We start from the raw sequence: 19660 nt of genomic DNA on the forward strand, positions 1-19660 counted from the left end.
TCATGAATAACGCTATCACTCAATCGCCCCGCATCAACGCGGGGCTGTTCTTCCTGCGCCTGACCGGCAGCCTGCTGCTGTTACAGGTGCATGGACTGCCGAAAATTCTGCATTTCAGCGAAGAACTGACGCGTATAGAAGACCCGTTTGGTCTGGGACCGATGATGAGCCTGCTGCCAGCGATAGTGGCAGAAGTCATCTGCCCGATCTTTATTATTCTCGGCTGGGGTACCCGGATTGCCTGCCTGCCGATCATCGCGGTGCTGCTGGTCGCGATGCTGGTGGTACACCCTGGCTGGTCACTGGCGGAAGGCCAGTTCGGCTGGCTGCTGCTGATTATCTTTACCACGCTGGCGCTGACCGGGCCTGGCGGCTGGCGAATCGGCGCGGTGAAACATCAGGGGGTTCGTCATGGCGCAGGTTAATGATATCCACCAGCTGGCGCAGGAGCAGCCTGAGGTCCAGGCCACTGGCGAGATTTCGCCGTTACAGCCGCTACGCAGGCCGGTGTTCCGCATGCTGTGGATCGCCACCGTCGTCTCCAATATCGGTTCATGGATGAACGATGTGGGTGTGAACTGGAGCATGCTGACGCTGAGTGCCGATCCGCTGGCCGTGGCGCTGGTGCAGGCGGCCAGCAGCCTGCCGATGTTCCTGTTCGCGCTGCCATCAGGCGTGATGGCGGATATCGTTGACCGCCGCAAATATCTGCTGTTTTCCCAGCTATGGACCTTTATCGCCGCCTGTGGACTGACGGTGCTCGCCTGGACCGGCCATGTCACTCCCGAGGTGCTGCTGGTGGCAGCTTTCTTGCTGAGCGCCGGTGCCGCCATGAGTTCACCGCCCTTTCAGGCGGTGGTGCCGGATCTGGTGTCGAAACCGGAGCTGGGCGCGGCCATTGCCCTTAACTCACTCGGTATTAATATCAGTCGTGCCATCGGCCCGGCGCTGGGTGGCCTGATCCTCTCGTTCACGGGTCCCTGGATGGTCTTCCTGCTCAATGCGCTATCAGTGCTGGGCGTCACCTGGGTGCTCTGGCGCTGGAAGGCGGAGCCGAGCGTGCAGCGCCTCCCGCCTGAGCACTTCTTTCCGGCGGTGCGTGCCGGACTGCGCTACGTTCACGCGGCACCGGTGTTGCGTAATGTGCTGGTGCGAACCTTTGCCTTCTTCCTGTTTGGCAGCGCGGGCTGGGCATTACTGCCGCTGGTGGCGCGTCGTGAACTCGGCCTTGGCCCTGGCGGCTACGGCATCATGCTGGCCTGTATCGGTGTTGGCGCGATTACCGGCGCGGTGCTGCTGCCGCGCCTGCGTCGTCACCTGAGCTCCGATCGCCTGATGGTACTCGCCAGTCTTGTTTTCGCCCTGACCATGCTGGCGCTGGCTTTTGTACGCCACTTCTGGCTACTGAATGCGTTTGAATTTTTTACCGGATTTGCCTGGATTGCCGTGCTCTCGACGCTGAATCTCGGCGCACAGCGCAGCGCCGCGAAATGGGTAAAAGCCCGCGCGCTGGCGGTCTATCTGACGGTGTTCTTCGGCTCCATGACCGCTGGCAGCGCACTCTGGGGCCAGCTCGCCTCGCACTTCAGCATTCCGCTGTCGCTCTGCATCGCCGCACTGGGCATGGTGCTGGCCAGCAGCACCGTCTGGCGCTGGCGGCTCGACCAGGATCCCGACCTCAATCTCGATATGATTGGTGATGGCGTTAACGCGCCCGCACTGGATATTCGTCACGAACGCGGCCCGGTGATGGTGAATTACGAATACCGGATTACTATTGATGATGCACATGCCTTTACCGTCTGCATGCAGGATATGCGTCGGGTCAGGCGTCGCGGTGGCGCCATCAACTGGTCACTGTATGAAGATATTCTGCAGCCCGGCATTTTCGTTGAGACGTTTGTCGTCGGCTCCTGGGTCGAGCATCTGCGTCAGAAAGAGCGCTACACCATCAACGACAAAAAGATAGAGCGACGGGTTTTCGCTTTTCATCAGGGTGAACATTCACCCGAGGTTCGCTATCTGGTGGCGCCAGCGTGACTGGCACACCATCTTTTCATCCATCACGTCATACAGAGGGCAATACCATGAGCACCTTTAAAACGACCGACGGCACACAGATCTACTTTAAAGACTGGGGCACCGGTAAGCCGGTTCTGTTCAGCCACGGCTGGCCGCTGGATGCCGATATGTGGGACAGCCAGATGAACTTCCTGGCGGAGCACGGTTATCGGGTTATCGCCTTTGACCGTCGTGGATTTGGTCGTTCTGATCAGCCCTGGACCGGTAATAACTACGATACCTTTGCTTCTGACATCAACGATTTGATCACCCATCTTGACCTGCAGAATGTGACGCTGGTGGGTTTCTCAATGGGTGGCGGCGACGTCACGCGCTATATCGGCAGCTATGGCAGCGATCGCGTCGCGGCACTGGTGCTGCTGGGTGCCGTCACGCCAATCTTTGGCAAAACGGCAGACTACCCGCAGGGTGTCGATATGTCGGTGTTTGAAGGGATTCGTGATGGCCTGCTTAAGGATCGCGCGCAGTTTATCAAAGAGTTCGCTACGCCGTTTTATGGTACCAATGCCGGACAGACCGTTTCTGATGGCGTCATGACGCAGACGCTGAACATCGCGCTGCTCGCTTCGCTGAAGAGCACCGTTGATTGCGTCACCGCTTTTGCTGAGACCGATTTCCGTGCTGACGTAGCGAAAGTGAATGTGCCGACGCTGGTGATTCATGGCAGCAACGACCAGATCGTTCCGTTTGAATCCACCGGCAAAGTGGCGGCGGAGATGATTGAGGGTGCTGAACTCAAGGTTTATGACAATGCGCCGCACGGTTTTGCGGTGACGCATCAGGATCAACTGAATCAGGATCTGCTGGCGTTTCTTAACGCGCAGTGATGCAAAAAAACTGCGCGGTGGAAGCCGCGCAGTTTTCGCATTAACGGGTTGGATGATTCACTTCGTTGGGACGCAGATCGAATAACAACACCTCCGCTCCTTCACCGTGACTGAACGACAGCGTTTTCTCATTGCGAACCCGCGCACCGTCTCCGGCATTAAATTGCAGGCCATTTACCCTGACACTGCCGCGCGCCACATGAATATACGCATAGCGGTCGTCCGGCAGAGTGATTGTCTGCTGCTCATCCCCCTGGAACAGTCCCGCATAGATGCGAATATCCTGGCGCACCCGCAATGCCCCGTTTTCACCTTCCGGCGAAATAATCAGTCGCAGATTACCGCGTTTATCCGCTTCGCTGACGGAGACCTGCTGGTAGCCTGGCGGGCTATTTTTCTCTGCCGGCACCACCCAGATTTGCAGAAAGTGAACACCCTCGGTGCCCGAGTGGTTGAACTCACTGTGAGTCACACCGCTACCGGCACTCATCAACTGCACATCCCCGGGAACAATCACAGAGCCGGTGCCCATAGAATCTTTATGCTCCAGCGCGCCCTCCAGCACATAGGAGATAATCTCCATGTTGCTGTGAGGATGGGCGCCAAAACCGCGACCTTTGGCTACCCTGTCATCGTTGATCACCAGCAGATCTGAGAAGCCCGCCTGCTTTGGATCCCAGTAATTTGCAAAAGAGAAGGTGTGACGTGAATTCAGCCAGCCGTGATCGCCCACGCCGCGTTGCTCTGACAATCTTTGCTCAATCATATTCTGCCCCTTCGTTGATTCGGGAAGTGCGAATGCCCTTCGATGGAAACAGCATATAAGTAAACCAGGTAGTCACACAATGGCGTGAACTGGCAATGACTGTCGCGTTTTAGTAGACAATAATGGCGAGGTTATAGCGGGGCCAGGTTTTGCGGATTAATCCTTCAGCTACTGGCTCGTACCACCAGCTCACCCTGCATGATCACACATTGTGGCGGAGAGTCTGGCCGGATGATTTTTTGCAGCACCAGCTCACAGGCACGACGGCCAATCTCCCGGGAGGGCTGAGCCAGAGTCGTCAGCGGCGGCGATACCATGTCGCCCAGTTCGCTGCCGTCAAAACCCACCACGGCAATGTCCTGAGGTATCCGCAGACCCGCCTGCTGTATCGCCGCCATGGCACCCGCTGCCAGCGTATCGGAAACCGCAAACACGGCGTCCGGTCGTGTCTCGCCCGCCAGCAGCTGATTCATCGCGGCTTTACCGGCGCTGAAGCTTAACTCACTGGCGTAAGCGATGGCCTGCCATGCCAGTTGTTGCTCTTTGAGTTGATATGCGTAGCCCTGCTGACGCAGGCGGGCATATCGGTAGCGGAGGTCGTGATTGATCAGCGCAATGCGCTGACGTCCCTGTCCGGCCAGATAGTGCACCACTGACTGCGCAGCGACGTCATCATCAATCCCGACGCAGGAGATCTGGCCATTATCATCATGTTCGGCGCACTGAACCCAGGGTGCCGTGCCTATCAGCTGGCTCAGCTCCGGCAGCTTGGTGAATGCATCCATGGTGATAATGCCATCCACCATCTTGCCGGAGAGCAGTTGCAGGCTGGATCGCGAACGGGCAATATCGGCGCCCGAGTTACACAACAGGATGCGATAGCCATTTCTCTCCGCCTGCTCCTCAATGCCTTTGACCACCTCTGCGCAGAATGGGTTAGAGATATCGGAAACCAGAACCAGAATCATCGAGCTGCGCGCCGTACGCAGCTGGCGCGCCAGCAGGTTAGGCTGATAGTTGCTCTCTTCGATTGCCTCAAGGACTTTCTGCCGGTTAGCCGGTTTTACGCTGTCGCTGTTATTCAACACACGGGAAACGGTGGCAACCGAAACACCCGCCATCCGGGCGATTTTCTGAATAGACATAGCGATCCCTCTGTTTTAAAACTCACCCACAGAAAACCTTTGAATCCATGCCGCCTCAGACGTCGCGATCCAGACCCAGCTGATGGCGCACCGAAGGGGCGTTCTCTGCTAAAGCAAAATCATCAAAAGCGCGGTCAGCCACCGGGATAATATGCCGGCGGATAAATTCCGCCCCTTCACGCGCCCCGGTCTCGCCATCCTTCAGACAGCACTCCCACTCCAGCACCGCCCAGCCGTCATAGTCGTACTGGGCCAGTTTGCTAAAAATGCGGCTGAAGTCGATCTGGCCATCGCCCGGCGAGCGAAAGCGTCCGGCGCGCGCCAGCCATGGCTGATAACCGCCATACACTCCGCTGCGTCCATTTAACTGGTACTCCGCATCCTTAACGTGAAAGGCTTTGATACGCGGATGATAGAGGTCGATGAACTGCAGATAGTCGATGTGTTGCAGAAGAAGATGGCTGGGATCGAACAGGATATTGCAGCGCGGGTGGTGATTCACCTCTGACAAAAAGCGCTCAAACGTGACACCGTCATGCAGGTCTTCGCCGGGATGTATCTCATAGCAGAGATCCACACCGTGATGGTCAAAACTATCCAGCACCGGCAGCCAGCGGCGCGCCAGCTCAGCAAACGCCTCATTAAACAGGGCTTCATGGTGCGGCGGCCAGGGATAGAACCAGGGCCAGGCGAGCGAGCCGGAAAAGGTGGCATGTGCGCGCAGGCCGAGTTTTTCAGAAGCAGCAGCCGCACGCTTTAGCGTAGCGATGGCCCATTCGGTGCGCCGGGCGGGATCGCCTCGCAGCGCGGCAGGCGCAAAATTATCAAAAGCGAGATCGTATGCGGGGTTCACGGCAACCAGTTGCCCTTCCAGATGCGTTGAAAGCTCACTGATCTCCAGTCCGAAACCGGCCAGTGTTCCCCGCACCTCGTCGCAGTAAGTCTGGCTGACCGCTGCCTGCTTAAGGTCGAAAATAGCGGGCTGGTGGCAGGGGATCTGCAGTGCCCGGTATCCCAGTCCGGCGGCCCACTCCGCCAGCCCCGCCAGTGAATTAAAAGGCGGCTGGGTGGTAATGAATTGAGACAGGAAGATGCCGGGTCCCTTAACTGTTTTCATCTGTGACTCCTGATTTCAGTTACCGCTTAATCACGGTATTTGAATGAGAAGAAGAAAATAATCGCAATCACCGCAGCCGCCACGGCAGGGATCCACCAGAATATCGCCCAGCTCTCTGCGCTGGCGTTACCCGCCACCAGCTGATTGTAGAGCGCACCGGAGATTTGCGATCCCAGCAGCATGCCGATGCCGTAGGTGAACATCACCACCATGCTCTGCGCCTGCCCCTTGACCTTTTCACCGGCGATCCGATCGGTGTAGATGAATCCCACCACAAAGAAGAAGTCATAGCAGACGCCATGCAGCAGAATGCCCAGATAAATCAGCGTGCGCGTCTCATCACTCATGCCCAGCGCAAACAGTGCATAGCGGACAAACCACGCTGTCATGCCAATCAGCAGCATGACTTTTACGCCAAGACGGCGAAACAGCAGTGGAATGATCAGCATGAAAACAATTTCAGACATCTGACCCAGTGACATCAGGGTGCTCACTTCCCGGATACCGGCATCCGCCAGCCAGGAGGCGGTAAAAGCGTAGTAGGTGCCGAGCGGAATAGAGATTAGGGTGGCACACAGCGCAAAGACCAGGAAATGACGCAGTCGCAGCAGTGCGAAGGCATCGGCGCAGAAGAGATCGCGAACTTTTAACGGCAATCCTTTGGCCGGAGCCGGCGTATGGGGCAGCGTCAGGCTGTAGATCGCCAGCAGTACCGAACAGAGCGCCGCCAGCTGGAACACTGCCACGCTGTCAGCAATGCCCGTTACACCGATAAAGATCCCCGCCACGATCCAGCCGATGGTGCCGAAAACTCTGACAATGGGAAAGCTTTTCTCGCTGCTGGCGAGGCTGTGAAAGGCGATGTTATTTGAAAGCGCCAGCGTCGGCATAAAGCAGAGCGTATAGCCAAATAACAGTGCGATCAGCTGCGCCCCGTTCTCCGCGATTAGCGCCTGAGGCACGAACCAGAGAATCGCTGCGCCCGCCAGGTTCATTACCGCCATTACTTTCTGCGAGGGAAAAAAGCGATCCACAAGCATGCCGAGCACAAACGGCGAGAGAATTGAGGCGATGGGCCCGGCCGAAAACGCATCCCCAATCAGCAACGGCATGTTGTGACGGGTCATTACCAGCCCCAGCGTCACCGACCAGCTGCCCCAGATAAAGAACTGCATAAACATCATCAGAGAGAGGCGCGGCACCAGCAGCTTATGCTGCACCTGCTGGCCTGCTCTCTCCTGCACTGTTGCAATCATGGGAACCTCACGAATAAGTAATCGATTACATTATGATTGCTCACAACGTAAACGAATGCAGCCGACTGTTCCTTCGCCGCGATCACAAATTATTAACTCTGCGTTATCACTCTGGAAATAATAAGGCGATGCCGGACGGGCCGATCAACGACTGGCATTAACTACCCGCGCTTTACGGAAGCGGTAACGCTCATACAGCACCGAGTAAAGGCCGCCTGCCACCACCAGAATCGCACCCATTACCGTGGTGGAGGTTGGCAGATTGCCGAGCAGCAGATAACCCACCGCCACTGACCAGATTAAGGTGGTGTAGTCGAACGGGGCCAGCAACGACGCTTCGGCATAGCGCAGGCTCAGAGTCATCAGAATCTGAGTAATACCGCCCAGCAGCCCACATCCCACCAGTAACGCCAGCTGATTGCCATGCGGCACTTTCCAGCCGCCTGGCAGCGTGACCAGCGACGTTAAGGCCGTGGTGATAGCGAACCAGAAAGCGATGGCGCCCGGCTTCTCTTTGCCGTTAAGAAAGCGGATCTGCACCAGCGCACAGGCCGTACAGAAGGCTGCCATCAACGCCAGCAGAATACCCGCCGATGCAGAAAGGGAAAATGTTGCCTGTCGCGTCAGTGTGAGATGCCCGGAGAACATCACCAGAATGCCACTGAAACCGGTAAAGACCGCGACCCAGCGATGGTGACGCACTTTTTCGCGCAGAAATAGCGCCGCCAGCAGCACGGTAAACAGCGGCGCGGCATAGTTGATAGCCGTGGCGTCGGTCAGAGAAATGTAGAGCAGCGACAGATAACTGAAATAGAGACCACCGGTTCCGGCCAGACCGCGCACAAAATGCCCCCGAATATTGCGGGTGCGAATGCCATCCAGCACGCTGCCCTGCAAGCGCAACCAGATTAACAGCGGCACCAGTGCCAGCAGCGAGCGAAAAAATATCACTTCGCCGACCGGTATCGCCCCATCGAGTTCTTTTACACAGGCCAGCATCAGCGTGCTACTTAATGCAGCGGTGATCTTCATCGCTATGCCAGCGGAAGCATTCATACGATTTTTGTTCTCTCAAAGGGAAAATAAGCAGGGGAATCAGCACACTCTTATCCATATTGTCATAATGTCGTACACCAATCTGCCGCGATTACTCTGCAGACGGCATTTTATCTTTTTTTGCCGCAGCATCACGGCATGAAGAGGCATGTAGTCCCGTTTCCCGGCTGGTACACTCTGCCTTCTGCCCTGCTTTATGGGCCTCTTCTCTTAAGGAACGGGAGTCACCGATGTCCACGCTGCGTTTACTGTTATCTGAATCCAACGATCCCTGGTTTAACCTGGCGGTAGAAGAGTGCATTTTCCGCCAGATGCCGGCCACCCAGCGGGTGCTGTTTTTGTGGCGTAATGCGGAAACGGTGGTGATCGGGCGGGCACAGAATCCGTGGAAAGAGTGCAATACCCGACGCATGGCGGAAGATGGCATCCGGCTGGCACGTCGCAGCAGCGGCGGTGGCGCGGTATTTCACGATCTCGGCAATTGCTGTTTTACCTTTATGGCCGGCAAGCCGGAGTATGATAAAAGCGTCTCGACTGACATCATCCTGCGCGCACTGACTTCGCTAGGCGTACCCGCGGAGGCCTCTGGCCGTAATGACTTAGTGGTGAACACCGCTGACGGGCTGCGCAAAATATCCGGTTCAGCCTACCGTGAAACGCCGGATCGCGGTTTCCATCACGGCACTATTCTGATGGATGCCGACCTCTCCCGCCTGGCGGATTACCTCAATCCGGATGTGAAGAAATTGCAGGCGAAAGGGATAACCTCAGTGCGCGCCAGAGTGACCAATCTGGCGGAGTTAACGCCGGGTATCAGCTATCAGGCGATCTGCTCCGCGGTGACGGACGCATTTTTCAACTATTACGGTGAGCGCTGTGAGCCAGAGAGGATCTCTCCCGACGCCCTGCCCGATCTACCGGGTTTCAGAGAGCAGTTCGCAAAGCAGAGTAGCTGGGAGTGGAATTTCGGTCAGGCACCCGATTTCTCGCATCTGCTGGACCAGCGTTTTGTCTGGGGCGGTGTGGAGATTCATTTCGATGTAGAACGCGGCGTGATCAGCCGCTGTCAGATTTTCAGCGACAGCCTCAACCCTGCGCCGCTGGAAGCGCTGGGGCAGCGGTTGCAGGGTGTGACCTATCGGCCCGATGCCCTTGAACCGGTGCTGAATCAGCTTATTGCGGATTTCCCGGAGCAACGCGCGGAGCTGACAGAATTGCAGCAGTGGCTGGTCGCCAGCGTGCGCTGAACATTTTTTTACTGGCCTGCGCCGATATCTGGCGCGGGCAAAAAACATCGCGTAAGCATCAGGCAAATCATAAACGCAAAAAACCCGCACAAGGCGGGTTTTAATTAATTATCAATATCAGGCTTATCTGCTGAGGCTATTGCCATCACGCGTTGATAAGCACTATTGATAATTAAGGCTTACATAGGGACAACGTTTGCCGCTGAAGGACCTTTAGCGCCGTTTTCAATAGTGAATTCGACCTGCTGACCTTCGTCCAGAGTTTTATAATCGTTGCTCTGAATTGCAGAGAAATGTACGAATACATCTTTGCTGCCATCCTGAGGAGAGATAAAACCGAAACCTTTACCAGCGTCAAACCATTTTACTAAACCAGTCATTTTATTAGACATCGATAATTCCTTAATTTATGAGCCACAAAGTGGCGAAGATGGCCTGTCTTTCAGAAGGTAACTTACCAGGCTTTTAGGAGGAGACTCATGAATAAGGGTATCTTGTGATATCGCTTGCACTGAGGACTGCTTTACTAAAACTGCTTTGATAAGGTCTGTGTTCCAAACCGATGACGCTATTAAGCCACGCCTCGCCGACATTAGCAAACATTATTTTAATTTACTTTTAACATCCAGACGTCCGGAGCGCCCTTGTTGATTTTCCGAGCATTTTGAAATATCAGGGCTGACAGAATGATAATTTTCGCTGAACGGTCAGAGAGTCAATAATAATGCGGTTAATCATTGCTGAAAGATAATACGGCGGCCCTGTACTAATAAAGCGCAGCGATAAACAGTATCGCTGCGCCCTGCTTTACTCATATCAGGCCAGTTGAGTCTGCTGACGGGCAGCATGACGCGCCGTGAGCACAAAGACCATCAGACCGGCCACGCCCAGCGCAACACCCACCCACGCGGTGGAGATCCAGCCATAGCCCAGCGACACCGTCAGGCCCCCAAGATACGCGCCCATCGCATTGGCAATGTTCAACGCCGAGTGATTCATCGCAGCCGCCAGGGTTTGCGACTCATTGGCGACATCCATCAGGCGAATCTGCAATGACGGCAGCAGCACTGAGCAGGTGCCGATCAGGAACGTAGCCAGCAGGCCAGTTGCCACATGCTGAACCAGCATCGGGAAGGCCAGCATCACCAGCACGTTCCATAACAGCGTCCAGCCAATAATATTCAGCACCGGGCCATCAGCCAGACGGCCACCCACCAGATTACCGATGATCATTCCCAGCCCAAACGCCACCATCGCCCAGGGGATCAGCGAGGGGGAGATGCCAGCAATGTTAATCAGCGTCGGCGCGATATAACTGAAGATAGCGAACATCCCGCCAAATCCTACCGCCCCTACCAGCAGGGTCAGCAGCACCTGCGCGTTTTTCAGCGCGCCCAGTTCCCGCAGCGGATGCGCATCCACATCGCCAGGCGTGTAAGGAACATAGCGGCCAATCAGCAGGCAGGTCAGCAGTCCAATTGCGCCCACAAAGGTGAACACCACGTGCCAGCTAAATAACTGCCCTATCCAAGAGCCCAGCGGCACACCAATCAGGGTCGCCACCGTCAGTCCCAGCATCAGTGACGCCAGCGCGCGGCCACGACGTTCAATCGGCACCAGCGAGGCGGCTACCAGCGATGCCACACCAAAGTAGGCGCCGTGAGGCAGCCCGGTCAGAAAACGCGCCACGAGCAGGCCGTGATAGCTGTCGGCCATCGCGCTGGCAACATTACCGATGCTGAACAGCGCCATCAGGATCAGCAGCAGCGATTTACGTGCCATTCGCGCCGCCAGCACCGCAATAAACGGCGCACCGACCACCACGCCCATCGCGTAACTGGCAATGGCGTTGCCCGCCTGCGGCTCGGTAATCGCAAGGGAGCGTGAAACATCTGGCAGCAGGCCCATCATGATGAACTCACCGGTACCGATGCCAAAGCCGCCCAGCGCGAGGGCCAGTAATGCCCAGCGGACAAAACCGGCATCGTCGGTTTTATGATTTTTTCTTAACAAAATTGATTCCCAATGGCCAGAACTGAAAAAACTGAAGTGAGGCTGAGAGAGAAAGCAGAGCGTGTTCCCGTCCGGTTGAAGCGGGCAGACTATAAAAAGTCAGGCTGCGCATAGCAACCCATTTATGTGATCTGGCGCACAGTGAAGGCTGCGTGAACGTGGGCATTTATCCGTGCCACTCTGGCGCATAGCGACCTGTTTAAGATCACAATCCGGGAAGCTACGCAGGCCTGAGTCGTGAATCTCTGTTTAACTGACCTCTCAGCGCTTCTTTTGCATAACAGGATCAGCAGATGACGAGCAGAGTTATCCTTCTTACCGGTGCCAGCGGGCGCATCGGGCGCACTTTCTTTGCGGACAGCCAGAACAACTACCGTTTTATCCTGACCGATTTACGTGAGCCGGATTACGCGATACCCGCACCCCATCGTTTTATTGTGGCGGATCTGTCACAACCTGGTGCAGCGGAGAAATTACTGGCTGAAGAGCCTGTCGATACCGTCATCCACCTCGCCGGTATCCCGGATGCGCAGGCCAGTTTCGACGATCTGCTGCCCGCCAATATTCTCTCTACGACCTGGATACTCAAGGCAGCAGCTGAGCACCGCTGTCGTCGTCTGGTCTTTGCCAGCAGTGCGCAGACCATTGAGGGCTACCCGGCGGATGTCCAGATACATCCCGGCATGGCCGTCTCTCCCGCGAATCTGTATGGCGTCACCAAATGTTATGGTGAAGCACTTTGCGCCTTCTATGCCAGTCAGCACGGGTTGAGCTGTGTGGCGCTGAGAATCGGGGCGTTTGAACCTGCACTGGATAACAGCCTGCATAATGCGAGGGATTACAGCGCATGGCTGAGTCCGGAAGATGCCGTCAGATTGCTGACTGGCGCTGTCGAGGCAGAGAAGATCACCTTCTTTATTGGCTACGGCATTTCCGATAACCGCTTTAAGCGCTTTGATCTGACACAGACGCGAGAAGTGCTGGGCTATACGCCATCTGATAACGCATTCAGAGCATTTGCGCCAGGTGAGCTGGATTATTAGCCCCTCCCCTGAGCCGTGATCGCTTTCGGTCCCGAGTCGGCTCGTTATTCTTCATCTCCGTGCCGCCGGCTGGTCCGGCGGCTGCTTCAGCCCTCAACTGAGACAACGCCGAAAAGAAGGCAGCGGCTGAATCGGCCAAATCAGTGTGTGCCGGTATTCACCCGGCGACCTATGTCTTTCAGCTGAGAATATTTTTCCAGCAGCTGTGGGCCATCATCCAGGCTCATGGCAAACATCCACATATAGGTCATCACCGAATAGATGTGACCCGCATTGGTCCCGCCACGGTTCGACATTACCGCAATGGTGACAGCAAATAGCAGCGCTGCCACGCTACCGATGGCCAGATAACCCCAGGCTTCCCGATCGGAGAGACGGAGCACACCGCTCCGGCGCATATTATCCGGCAGATTTCATCTGTCGGTGTCACCATCTGCCGTAGGGATAGGTTTTCTCTTTGATAAATGCTGGCGTTTCACCGTAATAAACATACCCGTTGGGATGCTCCGTGATCCCTTTGCAAGCATCCAGTTTATCCCCGGACAGCGTGGTGATTTTTACCGGTTTGACTGGCAGGTTATCACCTCCTGCGCTGTTCTGAAGCCAGATACGGACTTTACCCTCTGGTGCCAGCCCTAACAGTAATGTGTCATACCAGGCCATATTACCTCTTCTGTCCCTGCCGGTTGGCACCGACATTTTTCCCCGAAGGGCCGGTGAGAAGGTGATGCGCGTCTCGTAGGTCTTTTTATCGATAACCGAATCCCAGCAGAACAGCATCAGCGCCGGTGGATGCCGGGCTTTATTAAACTGAGCATGCATCCTGACCCGGTTATTCCATATCTGAGTTGTATCCGGATCCCCTGGAGTGCTGTCCAGCGTTCTGTAAGTGGATACAACTTTCTCGTTGTCGATAATCAGCGCTTTTGTCACAACCGCCGGTAAGGCCCGCGGAGTGAAAAATGCAAAATCAACCTCACCGTAGGGCATTTCGCCGGTATCTTCCGGCGTCTGTGCCTCTCCAGCCCGGCAGCCGCTGACCATCACCAGCATCAGCAGGGGAAAAAGTGTTTTCAGCCTCATACCTTCTTCCCGTCCATGCTGTAGACCGAGCGTTTCCACTGCTCATCCGGGCGGTTGATAAAGCCAATCAGCTCAGAGGGTGATGCGCCGCCGTGAATAAGGCCGTCCGTATTCACCACGATGGCATTCCAGTTGGCCGAACAGTGAATATACTTCTCCGCAATCACGTCCAGCTCATCCTGGCTGAACGCTTGATAGGCATAGGTACGCCAGGTATTACGCCCCGGGCTTGATGGATCAACCAGGGACCGTAAAAAGGCATTCATTTCATGGTCAAATACCCCGTCCTCCCCGATGAGAAAGGGCTGGCCGTCAATAATACCCAGCCGCTCAGCCACCTCCGCCAGTTCAGGTGTACGGCTCAGGTCGGTAAAAACCAGCATGATGATTGCCCTCCAGACAGACAACACATAAACTCCAAAACCCGGCCTGCATGTGTCGTCAGGCGGGTATCAGAAGCAATCGCTACCAGTTGCCGTAGGGATAGGCTTTCCCTTTGATAAAATCCTTTATGTCCTGATCATAACCATCCGGAATGCTGTAGTTAAAGTCAATGCGCGAAGGCACGTCTTTGCAGGCATCCAGTTTATCCCCGGACAGCGTGGTGATTTTTACCGGTTCGACCGGCAGATTGGCGACCGGTGCACTGTTCTGAAGCCAGATGCGGACTTTACCTTCTGGTGCCAGCCCAAACAGCAGCGTGTCATACCAGGCCGTATCCCCACGCCAGTCCTTTCCGGTTGGCACCGACATTTTCTCCCGCAGGGCCGATGAAAAGGTGATGCGCGTCTCGTAGGTCTTTTTATCTATAACCGAATCCCAGCAGAAGAGCATCTGTGCGGGAGGATGCCGGGCTTTGTTGAACTGAGCATGCCTGCTTACCCTGCTGCTCCAGCTTCCCACGCTGTCAGGATTTTCCTGAATGCTGTCCAGCGTTCTGTAAGTAGATACAACTTTCTCGTTGTCGATAATCAGCGCTTTTGTCACAACCGCCGGTAAGGCCCGCGGAGTGAAAAATGCAAAATCAACTTCACCGTAGGGCATTTCGCCGGTGTCTTCCGGCGCCTGTGCCTCTCCAGCCCGGCAGCCGCTGACCATCACCAACATCAGCAGGGGAAAAAGTGTTTTCAGCCTCATACCTTCTTCCCGTCCATGCTGTAGACAGAGCGTTTCCACTGCTCATCCGGGCGGTTGATAAAGCCAATCAGCTCAGAGGGTGATGCGCCGCCGTGAATAAGGCCGTCAGTATTGACCACGATGGCATTCCAGTTGGCCGAACAGTGAATATACTTCTCCGCAATCACGTCCAGCTCATCCTGGCTGAACGCCGGAGCCTTCTGGCCGCTGCGGGCAGCCTTGCCCATCGCCAGTGCTTTATCCCAGAGGGGCGCAAGCTCATCCGGAATGACGAGCTCTTTGTCTTTACTCAGAATGGGGTCAAACACCACCCCGGCCTCCTGTGCAGCCTCAAGCATCACCCTCAGCACCACGCGGGACCAGTCGTTTCTGACGGTCCGTCCGCGCATGGTCAGCGCCGCAAAGCTGCGCTTCTGCATCTGGCCGTACCGGTCCGGAGGAAGCCTGTCGTCATGCCATGTTTCTGCCGATATTTCATTTGTCCGCAGCAGCGGGGCCAGACAGGGTGATTTATCCAGGGTCTGCAACTGTGCTACTGCCTGCCGGTAAGCCTGCGTCTTTTCACCGGGCTGGCTGTACGGCACCGTCTCCGTTGCCGGGCGGGTCAGAAACAGGTCTTCCTTCGTGACGGGCAGATAACCGCCGCCGATATCGGAATGCACGCCGGGCAGCGCCAGCTCCGGCCAGGCCGGTTTCACGCTGTTAAGCGCAAAGTTAAAGCGGCACTCGTTCGCAGCGGTGATATGAAAAACCTTCTCTGCCACGCCGGGACGCAGGGTGAGCTTCACGTCACCGGTATCCGCGCTGTGCGGATTCAGACCGTTAACCGGCGTACCTATGGCAGCAACGGTATCGAAAACACCGATGAAACGGGTTTTACCGGAAGGAGAACCACTAAATGCAGTACCCGTCACGCCCTGCCGGATGGCGCTGATAATGGCTGGGTCTTCTGACTGGACGCGGTTGGCAAAATGGCGGGCTGCTGCCGCACCACGGCTGAAGCCAAAGATGTCAAACTGGAGGGATTTGATTACAAGCTCACTGTCTGTTATCTGCCTTCTGATGTCCCTGATACTCTGATTCAGTACATCACCCAACTGGGCCACTGCTTTATCCGTTTTGGCAACAACCCCGGTATCGGATATACCAAACCCCTGGTCCAGCTTGCTGTCAGGTTTTCCCGCATCGGTGCCGATACCGTCAATATAAACGGCGGACTGGGTGGCTCCTTTATCTACAGATATATCCTGTTTATACAGTGTGCTCAGCCAGTGAATATTGGTGTAGTACCCGGTATAGCTGGTTGCACCGCTGCCCGACACGCCAAAATTTTCACGGGCGCATTTTGCCAGAATGGACTCGGCTTCCGGATCGTTCAGGTTGTAATGACCTGCGGTATAGGCCTTCAGCATGTTCTGCGTGTTAACGGCATTGTTGCCGGTACCGTCGTAGAACACGCCTATCGTCAGCGTGATCTCCCGTTTCTTTTTCTTCGCCGCCTGCGTATGTTGTTCCGGCTCCGGAGCGACTACCGGGGCCATCCGGGCTTTTGCCGCCGAAAGCTGCGGTATCGTAGCAGGGGCAATCAGAAAATTGGTTCCCTGCGGGCACCCGCAACGGATCTCCGAGCCATCCACCGCGACAGCGGCGCTGTTTGAGTGCCGGTGATCGCCGCTCACAATGACCCCCACTTCCCCGCACTTCGGGCAGGGGGTGGTTTTGTCACCGATATAGAGTTTCAGCAACCCCATGACCGACATACCGGGGCGGGTCGCGATACACTGCGCCCCTGTGGAAGTCTTATCCCCGTGCAGACCGACGTTTTTACCGTGAATGATACAGCCTCTTCGGGTCATCGGCTCAGCCCTCTGCCGGTAAAAAATCAGCATCCATCGGCAGACCTTTCAGCTCATTCAGCGTACATCCCGCCTGCGGGGTGCTGATAATCACATCACCGTTACTCAGCCGGCTGCCGACCAGCGCGATACTTTTACCGCCTTTCTGGAATTTCGCACCGCTGCCGGTGACAATCCGGGCAGTGGTGCCGTCAGGATAAACCACCTCATCACCTTCCAGCGCAACGCTGACCTTCTGTCCGTCCTCAGGCGCTATTTCAGAGCCATTCCAGGCTGCACGTACCACCCCGCCGCGGTGTGTCAGCGCCCCGTCAACCGCGATCCGGTAAATCGCCACCACCGGATGTTCAAGCAGAAATGCCTCCTGCTCTTCAACTGTCTGACGGGCACCTTCAGGCATCCCGGCCTTTTTCTCCGTCGAAAATGGCGGACGCGCCAGTAAGGCAGCTAATTCCGGGGTCAGTACGTTGGTATATTGCTGTTCCATGTCAAATCCCTTTTTTCCTGTGATAAACGCGTCAGCAAAAGCTATGCGACGGCAGGCATCTCCCATGATGAGATACTGCAGGTTTACACAGGAATGATGGATATAAATTGAGCACAATCAATACAGCACGAGACATTAGTCATTTAAAGAATATAAGCCGGGCTATGTCCCGTCTGATAAAGCTTTAGGGCATTTTCGCTATGTGAACTGGATTATTAACCCGCCCCTGACGCAGCGATGGCTTCTAGTCCGGCAATGGCTGTGTATTCCTCCCATTTGTTGCCGCCGTCCCGTCCGGCGGCTGCTTCGGCTCTCTACAGAGGCAGCATCCTTAACAAAGCAGTGGCTGTTTAATCTGTTCGAAAGTCATTTGCCGAGCGCACCGGATGCAACCTGGCAACTTTATGCTTCATTCTGGCAGATGGCTGCGCATCACGAAGCCTATGCCGCGCTGGCAGAACAAATGACGGCAGCGTGGCAGGCGCTGGTGGAGGAGATAATTCGTGACGGCGTCACAGATGGAACGCTGCGTTGTGCCGATATACCGCGCACCGCCCGGCAAATCAGTGCGATGCTTAACGGCTATGCCGATTTGCTGACCATCAATCCGTCGGAGAAAAAGGCAAGCGAAGGGATGGCTGACTTAACGCAGTTTATTGATCATCTCCTGTCGTAACGTGGATCTGACGCGTTATAAAGGCTTTAACAACGCCAGATTTTAATTAAATGTTAATAAAAGGTTTATTATTTTAATTGGTCTGCGCTTTTAACCCGCTATAAATGCAGCTTCTTCAGTCAAACTGACTTATGCTTTTTCCATCTGAAAAGGCCCCTTTTTGATAGCGTTTTGCCCCGGAAACAGCTATTTACACAGATTATTATCATTGACTTAGCACGCTCCGCGCCGGGTAAGCTGGTGTTTTTACGCCACTTATTAACAACGGACTAGCGAAGCGGCAATAATGTATACGTTCACAAACTCACCAAACGATTGATTCCTATAGCAAAGAATCTGTTATCTGCCGATAAAATTAAACGTTGAGTCGGACCTTAAAAACACCTATATTGGCCGCGCTTAAAACACATACCCCAATTTAAATACATTTATTCAACTGCGACGCTACGCCCGTCCCGGTTGTAGGAGAGATATGATGACGGATAAAGTCCGTATTGATAGTTTGAATGCACAGAACTTAAACGCAACCAATGAAACCTATTTAGCCCGTCAGGCTGAATTTGAATCAAACGTTCGAAGTTATCCTCGCAAATTGCCGTTCGCGATTGCGAAAGCACAGGGTGTCTGGATCACAGACGTCGAGAATAATCAGTATCTCGACTGTCTTGCAGGTGCCGGAACGCTGGCATTGGGTCATAACCATCCAGACGTTCTGCAGAGCATTCAAAATGTCATTACCAGCGGCTTGCCGTTACATACTCTTGATTTAACCACGCCGTTAAAAGATGCGTTCTCTGAGTATCTGCTCTCGTTATTACCGGGTCAGGGCAAAGAGTACTGCCTGCAGTTTACCGGCCCGTCGGGCGCGGATGCCGTTGAAGCGGCGCTGAAACTGGCGAAAAAACACACCGGTCGTTCCGGCATCATCAGCTTCTCTGGTGCGTATCACGGCATGACCCACGGCGCGCTGTCGGTCACCGGCAACCTGTCACCGAAAGAAGCCGTCGACGGCTTGATGCCGGAAGTGCAGTTCATGCCTTATCCGCACCTCTACCGCTGCCCGCTGGGCATTGGCGGTGAAGCGGGCGTGAAAGCGCTGACCTACTACTTCGAAAACCTGATCAACGACGTTGAGAGCGGCGTTCGTAAACCGGCAGCCGTCATTCTGGAAGCAGTTCAGGGCGAAGGCGGTGTTAACCCGGCTCCGGCTGAGTGGCTGCAGCGCATCCGTAAAGTGACCAAAGAGCATGGCATTCTGCTGATCATCGACGAAGTGCAGGCGGGCATTGCCCGTACCGGTAAATTCTTCGCCTTTGAGCACGCCGGTATTGAGCCGGACATCATCGTGATGTCAAAAGCGGTCGGCGGCGGTCTGCCACTGGCGGTACTGGGCATTAAGAAAGAGTTCGACGCCTGGTCTCCTGGCCACCACACCGGCACCTTCCGTGGCAACCAGCTCGCAATGGCGACCGGCCTGACTACGCTGAAACTGCTGAAAGATAACAACATCGCTGACAAAGTTGCTGCACAGGGCGAATGGCTGAAAGGCAAACTGGGCGAGCTGCAGCAGCGCTACCCGGTAATCGGCAACGTGCGTGGTCTGGGACTGATGATCGGCATTGAGCTGGTGAAACCTGACGAAGCCGCTGATCACATGGGCAGCTTCCCGGCAGACGGCGAGCTCTCCGCGCTGGTACAGAAAAAATGTTTTGAGAACGGCCTGATTCTGGAGCGTGGCGGACGTCACGGCAGCGTATTACGTCTGCTGCCTTCCCTGCTGATCACAGATGCAGAACTGGACGTGTTTATGGATAAATTTGAAAACGCCCTGCTGTCAGCTGGCGTGAAACCAGTTTGAGTGGAGTGAAT

19 protein-coding genes and 1 pseudogene are annotated in these 19660 nt (G+C 55.4%); 7 read left to right on the top strand and 13 right to left on the bottom strand.

Annotated elements, in window-relative coordinates; all coding sequences use genetic code 11:
* Positions 1-2: 2 nt before the first annotated feature.
* The 3 genes from OK412_RS04245 to OK412_RS04255 are packed head-to-tail and all read left to right on the top strand — an operon-like array spanning position 3 to position 2909.
* On the top strand, positions 3-425 hold the full coding sequence (locus OK412_RS04245) for a DoxX family protein (RefSeq protein ID WP_033769030.1): 423 nt from the start codon (positions 3-5) through the stop codon (positions 423-425).
* Entirely contained in the window at positions 412-2040 is a 1629-nt protein-coding gene (locus OK412_RS04250; protein ID WP_264352730.1) for an MFS transporter, read from the top strand. The genes OK412_RS04245 and OK412_RS04250 overlap by 14 nt, the downstream gene beginning before the upstream one ends.
* Positions 2041-2087: 47 nt before the next feature.
* On the top strand, positions 2088-2909 hold the full coding sequence (locus tag OK412_RS04255) for an alpha/beta fold hydrolase (protein WP_010247190.1): 822 nt from the start codon (positions 2088-2090) through the stop codon (positions 2907-2909).
* A gap of 40 nt (positions 2910-2949) precedes the next feature.
* Here OK412_RS04255 and OK412_RS04260 read toward each other — a convergent pair whose 3' ends face one another.
* The 5 genes from OK412_RS04260 to OK412_RS04280 form a co-directional block, all read right to left on the bottom strand.
* Complete coding sequence (locus OK412_RS04260) at positions 2950-3675, bottom strand: pirin family protein (RefSeq protein ID WP_031590637.1); 726 nt, start codon at positions 3673-3675, stop codon at positions 2950-2952.
* 164 nt (positions 3676-3839) lie between these two features.
* Positions 3840-4820: a LacI family DNA-binding transcriptional regulator gene (locus OK412_RS04265; RefSeq protein WP_264352731.1), complete on the bottom strand. Its 981-nt coding sequence runs from the start codon at positions 4818-4820 to the stop codon at positions 3840-3842.
* Positions 4821-4875: 55 nt separating this feature from the next.
* Positions 4876-5937, bottom strand: a complete 1062-nt coding sequence (locus tag OK412_RS04270; RefSeq protein WP_264352732.1) for a sugar phosphate isomerase/epimerase family protein — start codon at positions 5935-5937, stop codon at positions 4876-4878.
* 26 nt (positions 5938-5963) lie between these two features.
* Positions 5964-7193 (bottom strand): MFS transporter, encoded by a 1230-nt coding sequence (locus OK412_RS04275; RefSeq protein WP_031592403.1) that lies wholly within the window; start codon positions 7191-7193, stop codon positions 5964-5966.
* A 144-nt stretch (positions 7194-7337) separates the two neighbouring features.
* Positions 7338-8249 (bottom strand): DMT family transporter, encoded by a 912-nt coding sequence (locus tag OK412_RS04280; protein WP_031292565.1) that lies wholly within the window; start codon positions 8247-8249, stop codon positions 7338-7340.
* Positions 8250-8479: 230 nt separating this feature from the next.
* Between OK412_RS04280 and OK412_RS04285 the strand changes: the two genes are divergently transcribed.
* Positions 8480-9496 carry a lipoate--protein ligase A gene (locus OK412_RS04285; protein WP_033769047.1) on the top strand — a complete coding sequence of 339 codons (1017 nt, stop codon included), beginning with the start codon at positions 8480-8482 and terminating at the stop codon, positions 9494-9496.
* 179 nt (positions 9497-9675) lie between these two features.
* Here OK412_RS04285 and cspA read toward each other — a convergent pair whose 3' ends face one another.
* Entirely contained in the window at positions 9676-9888 is a 213-nt protein-coding gene (gene cspA / locus OK412_RS04290; RefSeq protein ID WP_003855207.1) for an RNA chaperone/antiterminator CspA, read from the bottom strand.
* A 424-nt stretch (positions 9889-10312) separates the two neighbouring features.
* The gene (locus OK412_RS04295; protein WP_052271580.1) at positions 10313-11509 is read right to left on the bottom strand and encodes an MFS transporter; all 1197 of its coding nucleotides are present in this window, start codon (positions 11507-11509) and stop codon (positions 10313-10315) included.
* A 293-nt stretch (positions 11510-11802) separates the two neighbouring features.
* On the opposite strand from OK412_RS04295, the gene OK412_RS04300 reads away from it, so the two are divergent.
* Complete coding sequence (locus OK412_RS04300; RefSeq protein WP_264352733.1) at positions 11803-12552, top strand: NAD-dependent epimerase/dehydratase family protein; 750 nt, start codon at positions 11803-11805, stop codon at positions 12550-12552.
* A 140-nt stretch (positions 12553-12692) separates the two neighbouring features.
* Here OK412_RS04300 and OK412_RS04305 read toward each other — a convergent pair.
* The 6 genes and pseudogenes from OK412_RS04305 to OK412_RS04330 form a co-directional block, all read right to left on the bottom strand.
* Positions 12693-12932, bottom strand: a pseudogene (locus tag OK412_RS04305) (hypothetical protein); the annotation flags it as partial.
* 46 nt (positions 12933-12978) lie between these two features.
* Positions 12979-13635 (bottom strand): DUF2931 family protein, encoded by a 657-nt coding sequence (locus tag OK412_RS04310; RefSeq protein ID WP_264352734.1) that lies wholly within the window; start codon positions 13633-13635, stop codon positions 12979-12981.
* Complete coding sequence (locus OK412_RS04315) at positions 13632-14018, bottom strand: hypothetical protein (protein WP_033769055.1); 387 nt, start codon at positions 14016-14018, stop codon at positions 13632-13634. The genes OK412_RS04310 and OK412_RS04315 overlap by 4 nt, the downstream gene beginning before the upstream one ends.
* 82 nt (positions 14019-14100) lie before the next feature.
* The gene (locus OK412_RS04320; protein WP_264352735.1) at positions 14101-14772 is read right to left on the bottom strand and encodes a DUF2931 family protein; all 672 of its coding nucleotides are present in this window, start codon (positions 14770-14772) and stop codon (positions 14101-14103) included.
* On the bottom strand, positions 14769-16628 hold the full coding sequence (locus tag OK412_RS04325) for a PAAR domain-containing protein (RefSeq protein WP_264352736.1): 1860 nt from the start codon (positions 16626-16628) through the stop codon (positions 14769-14771). Before OK412_RS04325 ends, OK412_RS04320 begins: the two co-directional genes overlap by 4 nt.
* A 4-nt stretch (positions 16629-16632) precedes the next feature.
* Positions 16633-17115, bottom strand: a complete 483-nt coding sequence (locus tag OK412_RS04330) for a PAAR domain-containing protein (RefSeq protein WP_264352737.1) — start codon at positions 17113-17115, stop codon at positions 16633-16635.
* Between the two features lie 202 nt (positions 17116-17317).
* Between OK412_RS04330 and OK412_RS04335 the strand changes: the two genes are divergently transcribed.
* Entirely contained in the window at positions 17318-17791 is a 474-nt protein-coding gene (locus tag OK412_RS04335) for a TetR family transcriptional regulator C-terminal domain-containing protein (RefSeq protein WP_264352738.1), read from the top strand.
* 472 nt (positions 17792-18263) lie between these two features.
* Positions 18264-19649, top strand: a complete 1386-nt coding sequence (locus OK412_RS04340) for a diaminobutyrate--2-oxoglutarate transaminase (RefSeq protein ID WP_022624771.1) — start codon at positions 18264-18266, stop codon at positions 19647-19649.
* Positions 19650-19660 lie beyond the last annotated feature (11 nt).

This window comes from Pantoea sp. JV6 (assembly GCF_025910055.1).
Lineage (GTDB): Bacteria > Pseudomonadota > Gammaproteobacteria > Enterobacterales > Enterobacteriaceae > Pantoea > Pantoea agglomerans.